This is a genomic window from Streptomyces sp. NPDC111656, from assembly GCF_055656965.1.
Genome location: NZ_JBVKCA010000005.1, coordinates 1 through 15042, shown reverse-complemented (window position 1 = coordinate 15042; position 15042 = coordinate 1). Strand labels below are relative to the sequence as shown.

Below are 15042 nucleotides of genomic sequence, written 5' to 3'. Positions count from 1 at the left end.
CCCTAGACTCCCTGTGATGGGGGAACTTCGGGGGACAACTCAGTGGGGCATGGAGTGCCGGAACTCGTACTGGAATTGAATGGACGGACCTGGACGCTCGATGCGTCCAGGCCATACACCCTCGGACGTGATCCGCAGGGGGACGTCGTGCTCGACGACGCCAGGGTCTCCTGGCGTCACGCCACGATGAGCTGGGACGGCCGGAGTTGGGTCATCGAGGACCACGGCAGCACCAACGGCACCTTTGTGCAGGGGCAGCGGATCCATCGGATGGAGATCGGCCCCGGTTCGGCCGTGCACCTCGGCAACGCGACCGACGGCCCGCGTCTGAACCTCTCCGGCGCCGCTGCCGCCGTCGCGCAGCCTCAGCAGCAGCCCTACGCCGCGCAGGGCGCGAGCCCCGGCTGGGCCCAGCAGGCACCGCCGCAGCAGACGCCGGAGCAGAGTCACCAGCAGCCGCAGCAGCCCGCAGCGCGAGTGCCGCAGCAGCAGGGACCCGGTGGTGGCGCGGGGGCGCCGCCGGTCTACGGCGACCGCAGCCCGACCACCTTCCACCAGCTCGACCTCGGCCGGGTGATGCGCATCGGTCGTGCGCTGGAGAACGAGCTGGTCGTCTCCGACCTCCAGGTCTCGCGCCACCACGCCGAGTTCCACGCGACGCCCGGCGGACGCTTCGAGATCAGCGACCTCGGCTCGCACAACGGCACCTACGTCAACGGTCAGCCGATCGCCAAGGGCGGCTCGGCGCTGCTCGGCCCGAACGACATCGTCGGCGTCGGCCACTCGACGTTCCGCCTGGTCGGCGACCGGCTCGAGGAGTTCGTCGACACCGGTGAGGTCTCCTTCTCGGCCCGCCATCTGACGGTGACCGTCGACGGCGGCAAGCAGATCCTCAAGGACGTCTCCTTCGGCGTACCCGAGAAGTCGCTCATCGCGGTCATCGGCCCCTCGGGCTCCGGCAAGTCGACGCTCCTGAAGGCGCTCACGGGCTACCGCCCCGCCAACCAGGGTGACGTCCTCTACGACAACCGGAACCTGTACAAGCAGTTCGCCGAGCTGCGCCAGCGCATCGGTCTGGTCCCGCAGGACGACATCCTGCACAAGGAACTCACCGTCAAGAAGGCCCTCAAGTACGCGGCCAAGCTGCGCTTCCCCGCCGACACCACGACGGCCGAGCGTGAGGCCCGCATAGACGAGGTGCTGCGCGAGCTGAAGCTGGACATCCACAAGGAGAAGAAGGTCACCTCCCTCTCCGGCGGCCAGCGCAAGCGCGTCTCGGTGGCCCTGGAGCTGCTGACCAAGCCGTCGCTGATCTTCCTGGACGAGCCGACCTCCGGTCTCGACCCGGGCATGGACCGCGATGTCATGCAGCTGCTGCGCGGCCTCGCCGACGACGGCCGTACGGTCCTGGTCGTCACGCACTCCGTGGCCGAGCTGGCGATCTGCGACAAGCTGCTGGTGATGGCACCGGGCGGTTCGGTCGCGTACTTCGGTCCGCCGGAGGAGGCCCTCAACTTCTTCGGGTACGAGACCTGGGCCGACGTCTTCTCCGCCTTCGAGAACTACCGCGACTACGACTGGGCGGGCCGCTGGAAGGGGTCGCAGCACTACCAGATGTATGCCGCGGACATCGACGCCGTCGCTCCGCAGTCGGCCAACGTGACGCCGCCGCAGGCGATGAAGCCGCCGAAGCCGCAGGGCTGGTTCTCCCAGCTCAGCACGCTGGTACGGCGTTATGTGTCGGTGATCGTGTCCGACAAGGGCTTCCTGGCGCTGACGGTGATCCTGCCGGCCGTGCTCGGCGCGGTGAGCCTGCTCATCGACCCGAACAAGACCCTGCTGGTGAACCCGCAGGTGAACCCGAAGACGGGCGCGCACGTGCCGAACGGCACGGCCACCACGGTGCTGCTGATCCTCGCGGTCGGCGCCTGTTTCGCGGGCGCGGCGAACTCCGTCCGTGAGCTGATCAAGGAACGGGTGATCTACGAGCGGGAGCGCGCCACCGGCCTGTCCCGCTCGGCGTACCTGATGTCCAAGGTGGTCGTGCTCGGCGTGATCACCGTGCTGCAGGGCGCCATGGTCGGCGCGATCGGTTTCACCAGCCGCACCAAGCCCACCGAGGGCGTGGTCTTCGGCCATTCGGTGCTGCTGGAACTCTCCATCCCGATCATGGCGCTGGGCTTCGCCTCGATGATGTTCGGCCTGGTCATCTCCTCGCTGGTGAAGACGGCCGAGAAGACCATGCCGCTGCTGGTCATGTTCGCGATCATCCAGGTCGTGTTCACCGGCTGCCTGTTCATCCTGAACGGCAAGATCGGCGTCAACGAGTTCTCGTACCTGATGCCCTCGCGCTGGGCGGTCGCCGCCGCCGGCGCCACGCTGGACTTCAACAACATCAGTCCGAACACGGACGACCCGTCCAGCACGGACCCGCTGTGGAACCACACGGCGTCCGCCTACGGCATGGACATCGTCGCGCTGCTCGTCCTAGCCGCCGTCTGCGGCTTCTTCGTGGCCCGCTTCCTGCGCCGCCACGAGCCCGAGGTCATGCGCAAGTAGTCCCGCGCGCACGTACGCCGAAGGGCGGCACCCCAACACCGGGGTGCCGCCCTTCGGCGTACGCGTCAGAGGTCCGCGCAGGCCTCAGTAAGCGCTGTTGACGTTGTCCATCGAGCCGTACTTGTCGGCCGCGTAGTTGGCGGCGGCCGTGATGTTGGCGACCGGGTCGTAGATGTTCCACGAGGTGCCGGGCACGTGGTACGCCTTGAACGTCGGCGGGATGACCTGCAGCAGGCCCTTCGACGGGATCCCGTTGATGGCGTTGATGTCCCAGCCGTTGATGGCCATCGGGTTGCCCGAGGACTCACGCATGATGTTGCGGTGCAGCCCGTTGTACGAACCCGGGATGCCCCTGCGCTTCATGATGTCGAGCGACTGGCGGATCCAGCCGTCGAGGTTGTTGGCGTACTTCTTCGTGGCCGCCGTCTTCGTGGTGTACGTCTTCGTGGCGTACGTCTTCATGGCGACCGTCTCGATCGCGGGGCGCTGCACGGAGCGGCTCGCGGCCTGCACCGTGCGGACGTTCTCGGCGGCCTTCTTGGCGGCGTCGTCGGCCGTCTTCTTCTTCGCCTCGATGGCCTGGGTCTTCAGGCTCGCACCGGCCTGCTGGTCGGTGAGGCGGGCCTGCACGTTCTTGATCGGCTGCTGGCTGAAGGCGACCGGGGCCGCGGCGACGGCGGCGTCGCTCGTGGTGGTCTGCGTGTGGTTCGGCGCCAGCGAGAACGCGAGGGTCGCGGCACCGAGGGTGGCGACACCGGCGACCGAGAGCTTGTGGAGCTTCGTCAGCTTCGGACTATGGCCAGGAGTGCGGGTGTTCTTGGTCATGGCTGATGGACCTCTTCGAATAGCGCGGAGGTCGCTCCCGGTCCGGTGGGGGACAGAGTGTTTCCGGATCTGGCGCCGTGGGGTGAATCCCTCGGTGCTGAGCGACGGGTGCCATTCTTAGCGGCCGCAAAATACCGTGGCAAAGGTGTGACGTACGACGGAAGGTAGTAGGGCCAGTAAGGGCAAATCGGGGCAGACTGTCACGTCTGCCCCGCTCACTATGCCCGCCTTTATCTCCTATGCACCTTCGTACGTGATGTGCGCCCTATGTGCGGGCTCACATTGGCCCCATGGAATTCTCACAGGTAGTTGCTGGAGCAACGCTCAGTGTGAGGGCCCTTCCTCCGGCAGGATGAGGTGCACGTCCCCGAACTCGTGCCAGAGGTAGAGCCCGCTCAACGCCTCGCCGTAGCTGCGCTCGATCGCCGCCCGTCCGGCGATCGCCTCCAGCATCAGCAGATGCGAGGCCTCCGGCTCGTGCAGCCCGGTCAGCAGCCCGTCCACCACCCGCACACCCCGCTCCGGGGTCACCACGAGGTCCGTCCAGCCGTTCCGGGCCCGGACCACCCCGCCGGCGTCGACGGCCGACTCCACGGCGCGTACGGCCGTCGTACCGACCGCGAGGATCCGCCCCTCTCCCGCTCTCGCGGCGTTGATCAGCCGGGCCGACGCCTCCGGCACCTCGTACCGCTCCGGATACGGCGGCTCATGGGCCTCCGCCGACGCGACACCGGTGTGCAGCGTGATCGGCGCGAACTGCACGCCCCGGCTCACCAGCTCCGCCACCAGGCGCGCGGTGAACGGCCGCGCGGCGCTCGGCATCTCCGCGCTGCCGCCGCCGTCGGCCGACGGCAGCGCGAACACCGTCTGGTAGGCGGACAGCGGCTGGTCCCTCTGTGTATAGGAGTAGCGAATGGGGCGCCCGTGGCGCCGCAGCAGCCCGAGCACGTCCGGCTCCGACACCCGCCCCCACCACAACCGTGAGCCGTACGACGTCAGCGGCTCCTCCAGTACGAGGCGCACGTCCCCGGCAAGGCGTACCTCCGTACCCGCGGGTCCGCCCGCGCGCGCACGTGTGGTGCCCCTTCCGTCGGGATCCCGCAGCTCGACGGCCCACCGTCCGTCATCGCCCCGCGTGGAGAAATGCACCACCACGCGCGCGTGCCCGATCCGCCCGTCCACGGCGGCCGCCAGCGTGGCGGAGGTGTTGACGATCAGCAGATCCCCCGCCCGCAGCCGCCGCGGCAGCTCCACGAACGCGTGATGCGACACCTCCGTACCGCACGACACCAGCAGCCGCACGGAGTCCCGGTCCCGCCCGGGCCCGCGCTGCTCGGCCGGCACCCGCGCCGATCGCTCCTCCGGAACCCGCACGGTCGTCGTCATCGCACCTCCAGCAGCGCCGGAGCGCCGTAGCGGCCACTGGCGGGGCGTTCGTCCAGCAGCCGCAGAAAGGCCGGAACCACGCTGTCCGGCGTCGGCCGCGCGTCGTCGTCGTCCGGTACGGCCGCCGCGTACAGGTCCGTGCCCATGTCCCCCGGGTCCACGGCCCACACCCGCAGCCCGGGCTCCTCCACACCGAGCACGGCCGCCAGATGGTCCAGGGCGGCCTTGGAGGCCCCGTACCCGCCCCACGTCTCGTACGCCTCCGCGGCCGCGTCCGAGCTGACGGCGACGACCGCCCCGGCCTGTGCGGCCCGCAGCAGTGGCAGCGCCTCCTGGACCAGGCCCAGCGTCGCGACCACGTTGACCTCCAGGGCGTGGCGCAGCCCGTCCAGGGCCAGAACCTCCAGACGCACCAGCGGCTCGGCGCCCAGCGCGCTCGCGTTGCTCACCAGCAGGTCCACGCCGCCGAGCCGACGGGCCGCCGCCACCAGCCCGGCGCGGTGCCCGGCGTCCCCGACATCCCCGGGCAGCGCCTCCACCCGGGTCCCGTACGCGGACAGCGCCTCCGCCGTCTCCTTCAGCACTCCCGCGGTCCTGGCGTCGAGCACCAGATCCCAGCCGCGCGCCGCCAGAGCGGCGGCCAGCGCCCGACCCAGCCCCTTCGAAGCACCCGTGATGATCGCTACCGGCATGACGTCCGTCCCCTCGTCCCAGCACCGCCGCTCCGGGCGGGTGCCTTCAACGTAGGAACCGGGCCACCCCCGCCGCCTCGTGCGCGGGCCCCAATGACCTGGGGCCCTTCGCCCTAGGCCCACCGGCCTAGACAGCCGCCACCACAGGTCGGATACGCACTGTCACACCCCGCCGGTACGTTGGGGACATGAGCCAAGGCCCCCGGTCCGGTCTGTACGCGGTGAGCTCCGCGCTGCTGGCCATGAGCAGGCACCTCGAGGTGCGCGACGTCCTCAAGACGATCGTCGCCTCGGCCCGCGAGCTGCTCGACGCGCGGTACGCGGCGCTCGGTGTGCCCGACGACCACGGAGGCTTCGCCCAGTTCGTGGTCGACGGCGTCAGCGACGCCCAGTGGAAGGCCATCGGCCCGCTTCCGCGCCAGCACGGCATCCTCGCCGCGATGCTGCACGAGGCCCGCCCCGAGCGCCTCGCCGACGTACGCAAGGACCCCCGCTTCGAGGGCTGGCCCGCCGCCCATCCCGACATGTCCGACTTCCTGGGCCTGCCGATCCGCGACGGCGACGAGGTCATCGGCGCCCTGTTCCTGGCGAACAAGAACAGGACGAAGGAGAACCAGGAGGACTGCTCCGCGCCGGACGGCGGCTGCGGCTTCACCGAGGACGACCAGGAACTCCTCACGATCCTCGCCCAGCACGCGGCGATCGCCCTGACCAACGCCCGCCTCTACGAGCGCAGCCGCGAGCTCACCATCGCCGAGGAGCGCTCCCGGCTCGCCCACGAGCTCCACGACGCCGTCAGCCAGAAACTCTTCTCCCTGCGCCTGACCGCACAGGCCGCCGCCGCCCTCGTGGACCGCGACCCCGCACGCGCCAAGGGCGAACTGCACCAGGTGGCCATGCTCGCCGCGGAGGCCACCGAAGAGCTGCGCGCCGCCGTCATCGAGCTGCGCCCCGCCGCCCTCGACGAGGACGGCCTGGTCGCCACCCTGCGCACCCAGATACAGGTCCTCGACCGCGCCCACTCCGCGCGCGTGACCTTCGACGGCCATGGGGTGCGGGCGTTGCCCGCCGCCCAGGAGGAGGCCGTGCTGCGCGTCGCCCAGGAGGCCCTGCACAACGCGCTGCGGCATTCTGGAGCCGGCCGTGTCGATGTCACCCTGGAGAAGCGCGACACCGGCACCGTCCTGCGCGTCAGTGACGACGGCAGCGGCTTCGAGCCCACGGCGATCCGCGCCGCGGGACGCCACCTGGGCCTGGTCTCCATGCGCGACCGGTCGAGCGGGGTCGGCGGCACCCTCAGCGTGGAATCGGCGCCCGGAAAGGGCACCACGATCGAGATGGAGGTCCCTGGTGGCTGACGCAATCAAGGTGCTGCTCGTCGACGACCACCAAGTGGTCCGCCGGGGCCTGCGCACCTTTCTCGAAGTGCAGGACGACATCGAGGTCGTGGGCGAGGCGTCCGACGGCGCCGAAGGGGTCGCCCGCGCCGAGGAGCTGAAGCCCGACGTCGTCCTCATGGACGTCAAGATGCCGGGCATGGACGGCATCGACGCGCTGCGCAAGCTCCGTGAACTCGCCAACCCCGCGCGCGTGCTGATCGTCACCAGCTTCACCGAACAGCGCACGGTCGTCCCGGCCCTGCGCGCGGGCGCCGCCGGTTATGTCTACAAGGACGTGGACCCCGACGCCCTCGCCGGAGCCATCCGCTCCGTCCACGCCGGGCACATCCTGCTCCAGCCCGAGGTGGCGGGCGTCCTGCTGTCCCAGGAGGAGGCCAACTCGGGCCAGGGGAGAGGCGGCTCGCTCACCGAACGGGAGCGCGAAGTGCTCGGCCTGATCGCGGACGGCCGCTCCAACCGGGAAATCGCACGCGCGCTCGTCCTCTCCGAGAAGACCGTCAAGACGCATGTCTCGAACATCCTGATGAAGCTCGACCTGGCCGACCGCACACAGGCCGCGCTCTGGGCCGTACGCCATGGGGCCGCGGGCTGATCGCCCGCGCGACGGCGACAACTCGGAGGGTTCCGCTCCGGGCTGAGATTCATACCGTCGTGTGTATGTCACCCGGATGGCGCATCCTCCGGGGATCTCGGCCGTTCTCCAGTGCGTGCCGCGGCGACTGCCGCGGTGATCGCTAGGGAGGGCTCAGAAGTGAAGAACCTGAAGAAGGCCACGGCTGTCGCGATGGTGGCCGGCGGGCTGGTCGCCGCCGGTGCCGGTATGGCGTCCGCGACGGACGGCTCGTGGGCGGGCGGCAACGCCGCGGGCTCCCCGGGCGTCGTCTCGGGCAACGTCATCCAGGCCCCGATCCACATCCCCGTGAACGCGGTCGGCAACAGCGTGAACGTCATCGGCGTCCTGAACCCGGCCTTCGGCAACCTGGGCCTCAACCACTGAGACCCACGCCCCCACCACCCCCCACCGGCCTCCCAGAACCTCCTGGGAGGCCGACTGCCGTGCCCCTCCGGGGGGCAGGGGCGCGGGGAACTGCGCGCCAAGCCCCCACTCACCCGCACCCAAAGAACCCACCGGGGGGGTCTGGGGGCGGAGCCCCCAGGTGGGGATGGGACGGGTAGGGGCGGCGGGGGCGCAAACAGACCTCAGCGAACCCCTCGCTCCCGCTCCTCCACGAACGCGTTGTACGCCGCCACCTGCGCCCGCCGAGCCGTCCGCTCAACCGGCCGCAACGCCACCGCCCGCGCCGAAATCTCCGACGCACTCACCGCCCCGCCATGCCCGTTCTCGTACGCGACGGCGATCAGCAACCCCACCCGCTGGGCCAGCTCCAGCACCCGCACCGCACGCGGCGGATACCCGGGCGCCAACACCTCCCGCCCCCGCTCGGCCCGCGCCCGGTACGCGTCGACCGCCGCCTCGGCGACCGGCCCCGACCCCGCCACATCGAGCCGCGACAACACCTCCGTCGCCTCACGCAGCGCCTCCGCGAGCTCCCGCTCGGCCTCACCGAGCGAGGGCACATCCGCGGGCGGCGCCTCCCGCACGGCGAGGCAGTGCCACACCACCTCGACATGGACATCACCCTCGGGCCCGGCCTCGTACACCTCGGGAACGAGCCCGAGCGCCACCCCGTGGCAGACCACCGCCTCCTCCGCGTCGAGGGCGCGCGCATTGAAGTCCGGCGGCCCGCTCAGCCCGAGCGGGTGCCCCGGCGCGGGCAGCGCGACCCGCAGTCCTTTCACCCCGAGCGCGCGAAGCCGGCCGAGGGCGAGCGTGAGCCCGACGGGCCCGGACTCACCCGGCAGCCCCTCGACCCGGTGCACCGCGTCCTCACCGACGATGGCGAGCACCGCGTCATCCGGCGAAACAAGTCCGGCCAAAAGGGCATTTCCCCATGCGGCCAGGCGTCCTGAGCGTGGTTCCGAGAGCATGCCTCCACCCTAAGGACCGACCGATGGATGGGAGCGACCGACCGGTGGCGTAGGTTTTCCCTGGGGGCTGCGTCCACAGACGTAAGCGACGGCCGAGACTGCAATGGGAGACAACGCGCTCATGAGCGATGTACTGGAGCTGGAGGACGTGTCCGTGGTCCGAGAGGGCCGGGCTCTGGTGGACCAGGTCTCCTGGTCGGTCAAGGAGGGGGAGCGCTGGGTCATCCTCGGCCCGAACGGCGCCGGAAAAACGACCCTCCTGAATCTCGCCTCCAGCTATCTCTTCCCCAGCCAGGGCACCGCCACCATCCTCGGCGAGACCCTCGGCAAGGTCGACGTATTCGAGCTGCGCCCGCGCATCGGCGTGGCCGGTATCGCCATGGCCGAGAAGCTCCCCAAGCGCCAGACCGTCCTGCAGACCGTGCTGACGGCCGCGTACGGCATGACCGCGGGCTGGCACGAGGACTACGAGGACATCGACGAGCAGCGCGCCCGCGCCTTCCTCGACCGCCTCGGCATGAGCGACTACCTGGACCGCCGGTTCGGCACGCTCTCCGAGGGCGAGCGCAAGCGCACCTTGATCGCCCGCGCCCTGATGACCGACCCCGAACTGCTCCTGCTCGACGAGCCCGCCGCGGGCCTCGACCTCGGCGGCCGCGAGGACCTCGTCCGCCGCCTCGGCCGCCTCGCCCGCGACCCGATCGCCCCCTCCATGATCATGGTCACGCACCACGTCGAGGAGATCGCTCCCGGCTTCACCCACGTCCTGATGATCCGTCAGGGCAAGGTGCTCGCCGCGGGCCCGCTCGAACTCGAACTCACCTCGCGCAACCTCTCCCTCTGCTTCGGACTCCCGCTCATCGTCGAGCAGAACGGCGAGCGTTGGACCGCGCAGGGCCTGCCGATGTCCTGAACTCCCTGTACGAGCCCCTTCTCCACCGATCTGCGCCCTGTCCGCGCCAGGCCCGCGGACCTACCATGACCATGTGAACGACATCAACGCATGGGTGTGGTGGCTCGTCGGCGCGGCCGCGCTGGGCATCCCGCTCGTGGTGACCGCGATGCCGGAGTTCGGCATGCTCGCCCTCGGCGCCGCCGCAGCGGCGGCGACAGCGGGCCTCGGCGGCGATGTCGTCCTTCAGGTAGTCGTCTTCGCCGTCGTCTCGTTCGCCCTCATCGCCGTCGTACGGCCCGTCGCGGCCCGGCACCGCACCCAGCGGCCCCAACTCGCCACCGGCGTCGAGGCGTTGAAGGGGAAACAGGCCATCGTCCTGGAACGGGTGGACGGTTCGGGCGACGGCCGGATCAAACTCGGCGGAGAGATCTGGTCGGCGCGCGCCCTCGACGCCGGACAGGCCTACGAAGTAGGCCAGGAGGTGGACGTCGTGGACATCGAAGGAGCCACGGCGATTGTGATGTGACCTCGTGCGACGCAAGTGAACCGAACGCCCCACGTGGCAGACGACGGTCTGTCAGACTCGTCGAGCAAGATCTTCAACAACCATAAGATCTTTCGGACATACCGAGGCGGAGAAGGGTACGGGGAGCATCGATGGCACCAATCATCATCGTCCTGATCATTCTGGTGGTGTTGGTATTCATCGCCCTGATCAAGACCATCCAGGTCATCCCACAGGCCAGCGCGGCCATCGTGGAGCGCTTCGGCCGCTACACACGGACCCTCAACGCGGGCCTGAACATCGTGGTCCCGTTCATCGACTCGATCCGCAACCGCATCGACCTGCGTGAACAGGTCGTGCCGTTCCCGCCGCAGCCGGTGATCACCCAGGACAACCTGGTGGTCAACATCGACACGGTCATCTACTACCAGGTCACCGACGCACGCGCCGCCACCTATGAAGTCGCCAGCTACATCCAGGCGATCGAGCAGCTGACCGTCACCACCCTGCGCAACATCATCGGTGGCATGGACCTGGAGCGGACCCTCACCTCCCGCGAGGAGATCAACGCGGCTCTGCGCGGCGTCCTCGACGAGGCCACCGGCAAGTGGGGCATCCGCGTCAACCGCGTCGAGCTCAAGGCGATCGAACCGCCCACCTCCATCCAGGACTCGATGGAGAAGCAGATGCGTGCCGACCGTGACAAGCGCGCCGCGATCCTCACCGCCGAAGGCATCCGTCAGTCGCAGATCCTCACCGCCGAAGGTGAGAAGCAGTCCGCGATCCTGCGCGCCGAAGGTGAGGCCAAGGCCGCCGCCCTGCGCGCCGAGGGCGAGGCCCAGGCCATCCGTACGGTCTTCGAGTCCATCCACGCCGGCGACGCCGACCAGAAGCTCCTTGCCTACCAGTACCTCCAGATGCTCCCCAAGATCGCCGAGGGCGACGCCAACAAGCTCTGGATCGTGCCCAGCGAGATCGGCGACGCCCTCAAGGGCCTGAGCGGCGCCATGGGCAACTTCGGCCCCATGGGCGGCGGTTCGGGCAACGCGGGCACCGAGCGCCGCGAGAAGCCGTCCGTCACCGACTGACGCTGTTGTCCCGCGCCCCGTCAGGGGCGCGGGGAACTGCGCGACCGGCCACGGACGACCCGCGGCCGAACGACCGGCGGGTTTCCGGGTTCTCCCAGCGGAGCGCCTACGCCGCGGGTTGGGCCAGCCACTCCGGGAGGGCGTCGAGGTCGTCACGGCCCAGCGCCAGCAGCATCGCGTCCGCCGGCGTCGGCTCGAACGGCTGCCGCAGCAGCGGCATACCCGCCTGCTCCGGAGTCCGCGCCGCCTTGCGGTGATTGTCCTCCGCGCAGGACGCCACCGTGTTCAGCCAGGAGTCCTGACCGCCCTGCGCACGCGGCACCACGTGGTCGACCGTCGTCGCCCGCCTCCCGCAGTACGCGCACCTGTGCCGGTCGCGCACCAGCACACCGCGCCTCGACCACGGCGCTTGTCTTCGGAAAGGCACCCTTACATACCTGCAGAGCCTTATGACTCGGGGCACGGGTATGTCCAGCGCGGCGCCGCGCATACGGAGTTCGGGGTGGGCCTGCTCGACGACAGCCTTGTCCTGCAGCACCAGAACGACGGCTCGGTTCAACGTCACCGTCGACAGCGGCTCAAAGCTCGCGTTCAGAACCAGCGTGTCCCGCATCCAGCCCACCTCCCGTGCGCACCGGCCCACCCCCTGGCGGGCTTGGATCAACTCTGGCCGGGCACGCCGAGATGGACAACGCAATAAAAATGCCCGCCCCTGATCACTTCCAAGACCAGAGGCGGGCAAACGTTCAGTGAACGTGAGTCTTCACCGCTTTACGCGGGCGACGCGTACTCTCCCATCAGCTGGGCGCGCGCCAGCGTGTGGAACCGCAGATTGAATCCCACGACGGCCGGCGACACCTCCGCGTCGGGACCGAGCTTCTCCTGATCCACGGCGTACACGGTGAACACATACCGGTGCGCAGGATCCCCGGCCGGCGGCGCGGCGCCACCGAAGTCCTTGGACCCGTAGTCGTTGCGCACCTGAACGGCACCCTCCGGCAGTCCCTCGAACTTGCCGCTGCCCGCACCCGTCGGCAGTTCCGTCACCGAAGCCGGAATGTCGAACACCACCCAGTGCCAGAACCCGCTCCCCGTAGGGGCGTCGGGATCGAAGCAGGTCACGGCGAAGCTCTTGGTCTCCGGCGGGAAGCCCTCCCAGCTCAGCTGCGGCGAGGTGTTCCCGGCCGCGTAGACCTGAGCGTCCTTCAGTACCCCGCCCGACTCGACGTCCTCACTGGTGACCGTGAAGGCCGGAACGGGCGGATGGAAGTCATGGGGAAGCGGCGGCCTCTTGAGCTCGGTCACGTCAGAACCTCCTGAACGGTGGAATCTCTCGACCCGAGCCTAGAACCAGCTGCGCTTGCTGCCGACCTCGGACAGCCACTGGTTCAGGTACGCGGCCCAGTCCGTGCCCTGGTAGTCGTGCAGCCCCACCCGGAAGGAGCGGTACGAGTCGCTGCCCTCACTGAAGAGGCCCGGCTTCTTGTCCATCTCCAGGATGACGTCCATCTCGTGGTCGTCCGCGACGAAGCTCAGCTCGACCTGGTTCAGCCCGCGGTACTGCGACGGCGGGAAGAACTCGATCTCCTGGTAGAACGGCAGCTTCTGCCGGGTGCCCCGGATGTGACCGCGCTCCATGTCCGCGTTCTTGAAGCGGAAGCCCAGCTGGATGAAGGCGTTCAGGAGCGCCTGCTGCGCCGGCAGCGGGTGCACGTTGATCGGGTCCAGGTCACCGGAGTCCACGGCACGCGCGATCTCCAGCTCGGTGGTCACACCGATGTGCATGCCCCGCAGCGCCTGCCCGTCGATCGTGGTGATCGGCGTCTCCCACGGGATCTCGAGCCCGAAGGGAACGGCGTGCACGGCACCGGCCTGCAGCTCGAAGGCCCCACCGAGCCGCAGCTTGGTGAACTCGATGTCCTGCTTGTACTCCTGGTCGTCGTGCCCCTCGACCTCGACCTTGGCCTGGAGCCCGACCGACAGCCCCTCGATGGCCTGGTTCACGGACCCGCCCTGGATCCGCACCTCACCCTGCACGACACCACCCGGAACGACGTTGACCTCGGTCAGCACCGTCTCGACCGAAGCCCCACCGGCTCCCAGGCTCGCAAGCAGCCGCTTGAACCCCATGTTTCTTCCTCCCCAGGCAGCGCCTGTGTTCCGTCGTACATCCGTCTGGATCCTTGATCCCTACAAACGCGATCCGACCGCGGCCGGTTCCACGCCCTCACCCTTACAAGGAGGACGCTCCCTGACCACCCGTAGACACGTACGAGCCCGTACGGACACGCACGCGTGCGGGCCCCGTACGGCACAGTCCCTCACCCGGCCGCATCCGTCCGAGCCACTGGACTACGCTCGTACGCCATGATCGCGGCCCCTGACCGTACGCCCATCACCCGGGACTTCTTCGACCGCCCCGTGCTGGAGGTCGCCCCCGACCTGCTGGGGCGCATCCTCGTGCGCACGACACCGGACGGTCCGATCGAGCTCCGTCTCACGGAGGTGGAGGCGTACGACGGCCCGAACGACCCCGGCTCCCACGCCTATCGCGGCCGCACGGCCCGCAACGACGTGATGTTCGGTCCGCCCGGGCACGTATACGTCTACTTCACCTACGGCATGTGGTTCTGCATGAACCTGGTGTGTGGTCCCGAGGGCAACCCGAGCGGGGTCCTCCTCCGTGCCGGGGAGATCATCGAGGGCGCCGAACTCGCTCGCAAACGTCGGCTCTCGGCCCGAAATGACAAGGAACTGGCCAAAGGGCCCGCACGCCTGGCCACGGCCCTCGGCGTGGACAGGGCCCTCGACGGCGCCGACGCCTGCGGCCCCGAGGGCTCCCCGCTGACCCTCCTGACGGGCACCCCCGTCCACTCCGACCAGGTACGCAACGGTCCGCGTACCGGAGTGGCCGGCGACGGAGGCGTCCACCCCTGGCGCTTCTGGGTCGCCAACGACCCCACCGTGAGCCCTTATCGGGCCCATACGCCACGCCGTCGCTCAACTTGACTCGTCCCTGGCGCTTCCGTAATGTAGCCCGAGCCGCTTGAACCGGGTACGGCGTTCAGCCAGCAGCCGGAAGTGGCCAACCCACTACCTACGACTTCCCCTCAGCGGGGGAGAATTCGGCGTGCCTGCATGCCTGAATTCCGGCCCGCGGAACTCGATTATGAGTTGCCGAGGGAATCGGCTAGCGTAGTGAATGTCGAAAGGCCGCGAAGCGAAAGCATTCAAAGCCGGGAGACAGAATCCCTCTCCGACAGGGAATCGGACACGAAAGAGTCTGATAGAGTCGGAACCGCCGGAAAGGGAAACGCGAAAGCGGAAACCTGGAAAGCACCGAGGAAATCGGATCGGGAAACGGTCTGGTAGAGTCGGAAACGCAAGAACAAAGCAAGACAGCAAGACCGAAGGGAAGCGCCCGGAGGAAAGCCCGAGAGGGTGAGTACAAAGGAAGCGTCCGTTCCTTGAGAACTCAACAGCGTGCCAAAAATCAACGCCAGATATGTTGATACCCCGTCTCCGGCCGATCGGCTGGGGCGAGGTTCCTTTGAAAAAGTCCTGCCGGGCACTGCCTGGTAGGCGCACAGCGAGGACGCTGTGAACCGAGGGGATTATTCCTCTCCTTGGTTCCGCTCTCGTGGTGTCGTCCCGATTACGGGAAAACATTCACGGAGAGTTTGATCCTGGCTCAGGACGAACG

Annotated in this window: 14 protein-coding genes and 1 pseudogene; 8 read left to right on the top strand and 7 right to left on the bottom strand. The window is 69.0% G+C overall.

Translation table 11 applies throughout. The features are described from left to right. The first annotated feature begins 54 nt into the window (after positions 1 to 54). Positions 55 to 2559, top strand: a complete 2505-nt coding sequence (locus ACZ7M3_RS16305) for an ABC transporter ATP-binding protein/permease (RefSeq protein ID WP_472063922.1) — start codon at positions 55 to 57, stop codon at positions 2557 to 2559. 84 nt (positions 2560 to 2643) lie between these two features. Here ACZ7M3_RS16305 and ACZ7M3_RS16300 read toward each other — a convergent pair whose 3' ends face one another. The 3 genes and pseudogenes from ACZ7M3_RS16300 to ACZ7M3_RS16290 form a co-directional block, all read right to left on the bottom strand. After that, a complete protein-coding gene (locus ACZ7M3_RS16300; protein WP_472063920.1) occupies positions 2644 to 3384 on the bottom strand; it encodes a transglycosylase SLT domain-containing protein in 741 nt (246 codons plus the stop codon). Between the two features lie 299 nt (positions 3385 to 3683). Beyond that, a pseudogene (locus tag ACZ7M3_RS16295) lies at positions 3684 to 4770 on the bottom strand (S-adenosylmethionine:tRNA ribosyltransferase-isomerase). After that, a complete protein-coding gene (locus ACZ7M3_RS16290) occupies positions 4767 to 5462 on the bottom strand; it encodes an SDR family NAD(P)-dependent oxidoreductase (protein ID WP_472063918.1) in 696 nt (231 codons plus the stop codon). Before ACZ7M3_RS16290 ends, ACZ7M3_RS16295 begins: the two are co-directional and overlap by 4 nt. Positions 5463 to 5650: 188 nt before the next feature. On the opposite strand from ACZ7M3_RS16290, the gene ACZ7M3_RS16285 reads away from it, so the two are divergent. From ACZ7M3_RS16285 to ACZ7M3_RS16275, 3 genes are all read left to right on the top strand, one after another. After that, complete coding sequence (locus tag ACZ7M3_RS16285; protein ID WP_472063916.1) at positions 5651 to 6820, top strand: GAF domain-containing sensor histidine kinase; 1170 nt, start codon at positions 5651 to 5653, stop codon at positions 6818 to 6820. Continuing rightward, positions 6813 to 7454, top strand: a complete 642-nt coding sequence (locus ACZ7M3_RS16280) for a response regulator (RefSeq protein WP_054232215.1) — start codon at positions 6813 to 6815, stop codon at positions 7452 to 7454. Before ACZ7M3_RS16285 ends, ACZ7M3_RS16280 begins: the two co-directional genes overlap by 8 nt. A 159-nt stretch (positions 7455 to 7613) precedes the next feature. Further along, positions 7614 to 7859: a chaplin gene (locus ACZ7M3_RS16275; protein WP_054232214.1), complete on the top strand. Its 246-nt coding sequence runs from the start codon at positions 7614 to 7616 to the stop codon at positions 7857 to 7859. A 203-nt stretch (positions 7860 to 8062) separates the two neighbouring features. On the opposite strand, the gene ACZ7M3_RS16270 is transcribed toward ACZ7M3_RS16275, so the two are convergent. Beyond that, positions 8063 to 8851, bottom strand: coding sequence for a hypothetical protein (locus ACZ7M3_RS16270; protein ID WP_472063914.1), 789 nt, complete (start codon positions 8849 to 8851; stop codon positions 8063 to 8065). A 121-nt stretch (positions 8852 to 8972) separates the two neighbouring features. On the opposite strand from ACZ7M3_RS16270, the gene ACZ7M3_RS16265 reads away from it, so the two are divergent. From ACZ7M3_RS16265 to ACZ7M3_RS16255, 3 genes are all read left to right on the top strand, one after another. Further along, positions 8973 to 9764: an ABC transporter ATP-binding protein gene (locus tag ACZ7M3_RS16265; RefSeq protein WP_054230572.1), complete on the top strand. Its 792-nt coding sequence runs from the start codon at positions 8973 to 8975 to the stop codon at positions 9762 to 9764. Between the two features lie 73 nt (positions 9765 to 9837). Beyond that, positions 9838 to 10272 carry an NfeD family protein gene (locus ACZ7M3_RS16260; RefSeq protein ID WP_351316877.1) on the top strand — a complete coding sequence of 145 codons (435 nt, stop codon included), beginning with the start codon at positions 9838 to 9840 and terminating at the stop codon, positions 10270 to 10272. A 131-nt stretch (positions 10273 to 10403) separates the two neighbouring features. Beyond that, entirely contained in the window at positions 10404 to 11339 is a 936-nt protein-coding gene (locus ACZ7M3_RS16255; protein WP_054230569.1) for an SPFH domain-containing protein, read from the top strand. Between the two features lie 106 nt (positions 11340 to 11445). On the opposite strand, the gene ACZ7M3_RS16250 is transcribed toward ACZ7M3_RS16255, so the two are convergent. From ACZ7M3_RS16250 to ACZ7M3_RS16240, 3 genes are all read right to left on the bottom strand, one after another. Next, on the bottom strand, positions 11446 to 11952 hold the full coding sequence (locus ACZ7M3_RS16250; RefSeq protein ID WP_067364630.1) for an HNH endonuclease: 507 nt from the start codon (positions 11950 to 11952) through the stop codon (positions 11446 to 11448). Positions 11953 to 12110: 158 nt separating this feature from the next. Then, positions 12111 to 12644, bottom strand: coding sequence for a YbhB/YbcL family Raf kinase inhibitor-like protein (locus ACZ7M3_RS16245; protein ID WP_095855431.1), 534 nt, complete (start codon positions 12642 to 12644; stop codon positions 12111 to 12113). A 39-nt stretch (positions 12645 to 12683) separates the two neighbouring features. Next, complete coding sequence (locus tag ACZ7M3_RS16240) at positions 12684 to 13469, bottom strand: sporulation protein (RefSeq protein ID WP_472063911.1); 786 nt, start codon at positions 13467 to 13469, stop codon at positions 12684 to 12686. Between the two features lie 237 nt (positions 13470 to 13706). On the opposite strand from ACZ7M3_RS16240, the gene ACZ7M3_RS16235 reads away from it, so the two are divergent. Next, on the top strand, positions 13707 to 14348 hold the full coding sequence (locus ACZ7M3_RS16235) for a DNA-3-methyladenine glycosylase (protein WP_095855432.1): 642 nt from the start codon (positions 13707 to 13709) through the stop codon (positions 14346 to 14348). Positions 14349 to 15042 lie beyond the last annotated feature (694 nt).

Bases quoted from the DNA above. Each gene is read 5' to 3' on its own strand.
- ACZ7M3_RS16300 (WP_472063920.1), bottom strand. From the start codon at position 3,384: ATGACCAAGAACACCCGCACTCCTGGCCATAGTCCGAAGCTGACGAAG.
- ACZ7M3_RS16255 (WP_054230569.1), top strand. From the start codon at position 10,404: ATGGCACCAATCATCATCGTCCTGATCATTCTGGTGGTGTTGGTATTC.
- ACZ7M3_RS16270 (WP_472063914.1), bottom strand. From the start codon at position 8,851: ATGCTCTCGGAACCACGCTCAGGACGCCTGGCCGCATGGGGAAATGCC.
- ACZ7M3_RS16285 (WP_472063916.1), top strand. From the start codon at position 5,651: ATGAGCCAAGGCCCCCGGTCCGGTCTGTACGCGGTGAGCTCCGCGCTG.
- ACZ7M3_RS16265 (WP_054230572.1), top strand. From the start codon at position 8,973: ATGAGCGATGTACTGGAGCTGGAGGACGTGTCCGTGGTCCGAGAGGGC.
- ACZ7M3_RS16290 (WP_472063918.1), bottom strand. From the start codon at position 5,462: ATGCCGGTAGCGATCATCACGGGTGCTTCGAAGGGGCTGGGTCGGGCG.
- ACZ7M3_RS16240 (WP_472063911.1), bottom strand. From the start codon at position 13,469: ATGGGGTTCAAGCGGCTGCTTGCGAGCCTGGGAGCCGGTGGGGCTTCG.
- ACZ7M3_RS16235 (WP_095855432.1), top strand. From the start codon at position 13,707: ATGATCGCGGCCCCTGACCGTACGCCCATCACCCGGGACTTCTTCGAC.
- ACZ7M3_RS16250 (WP_067364630.1), bottom strand. From the start codon at position 11,952: ATGCGGGACACGCTGGTTCTGAACGCGAGCTTTGAGCCGCTGTCGACG.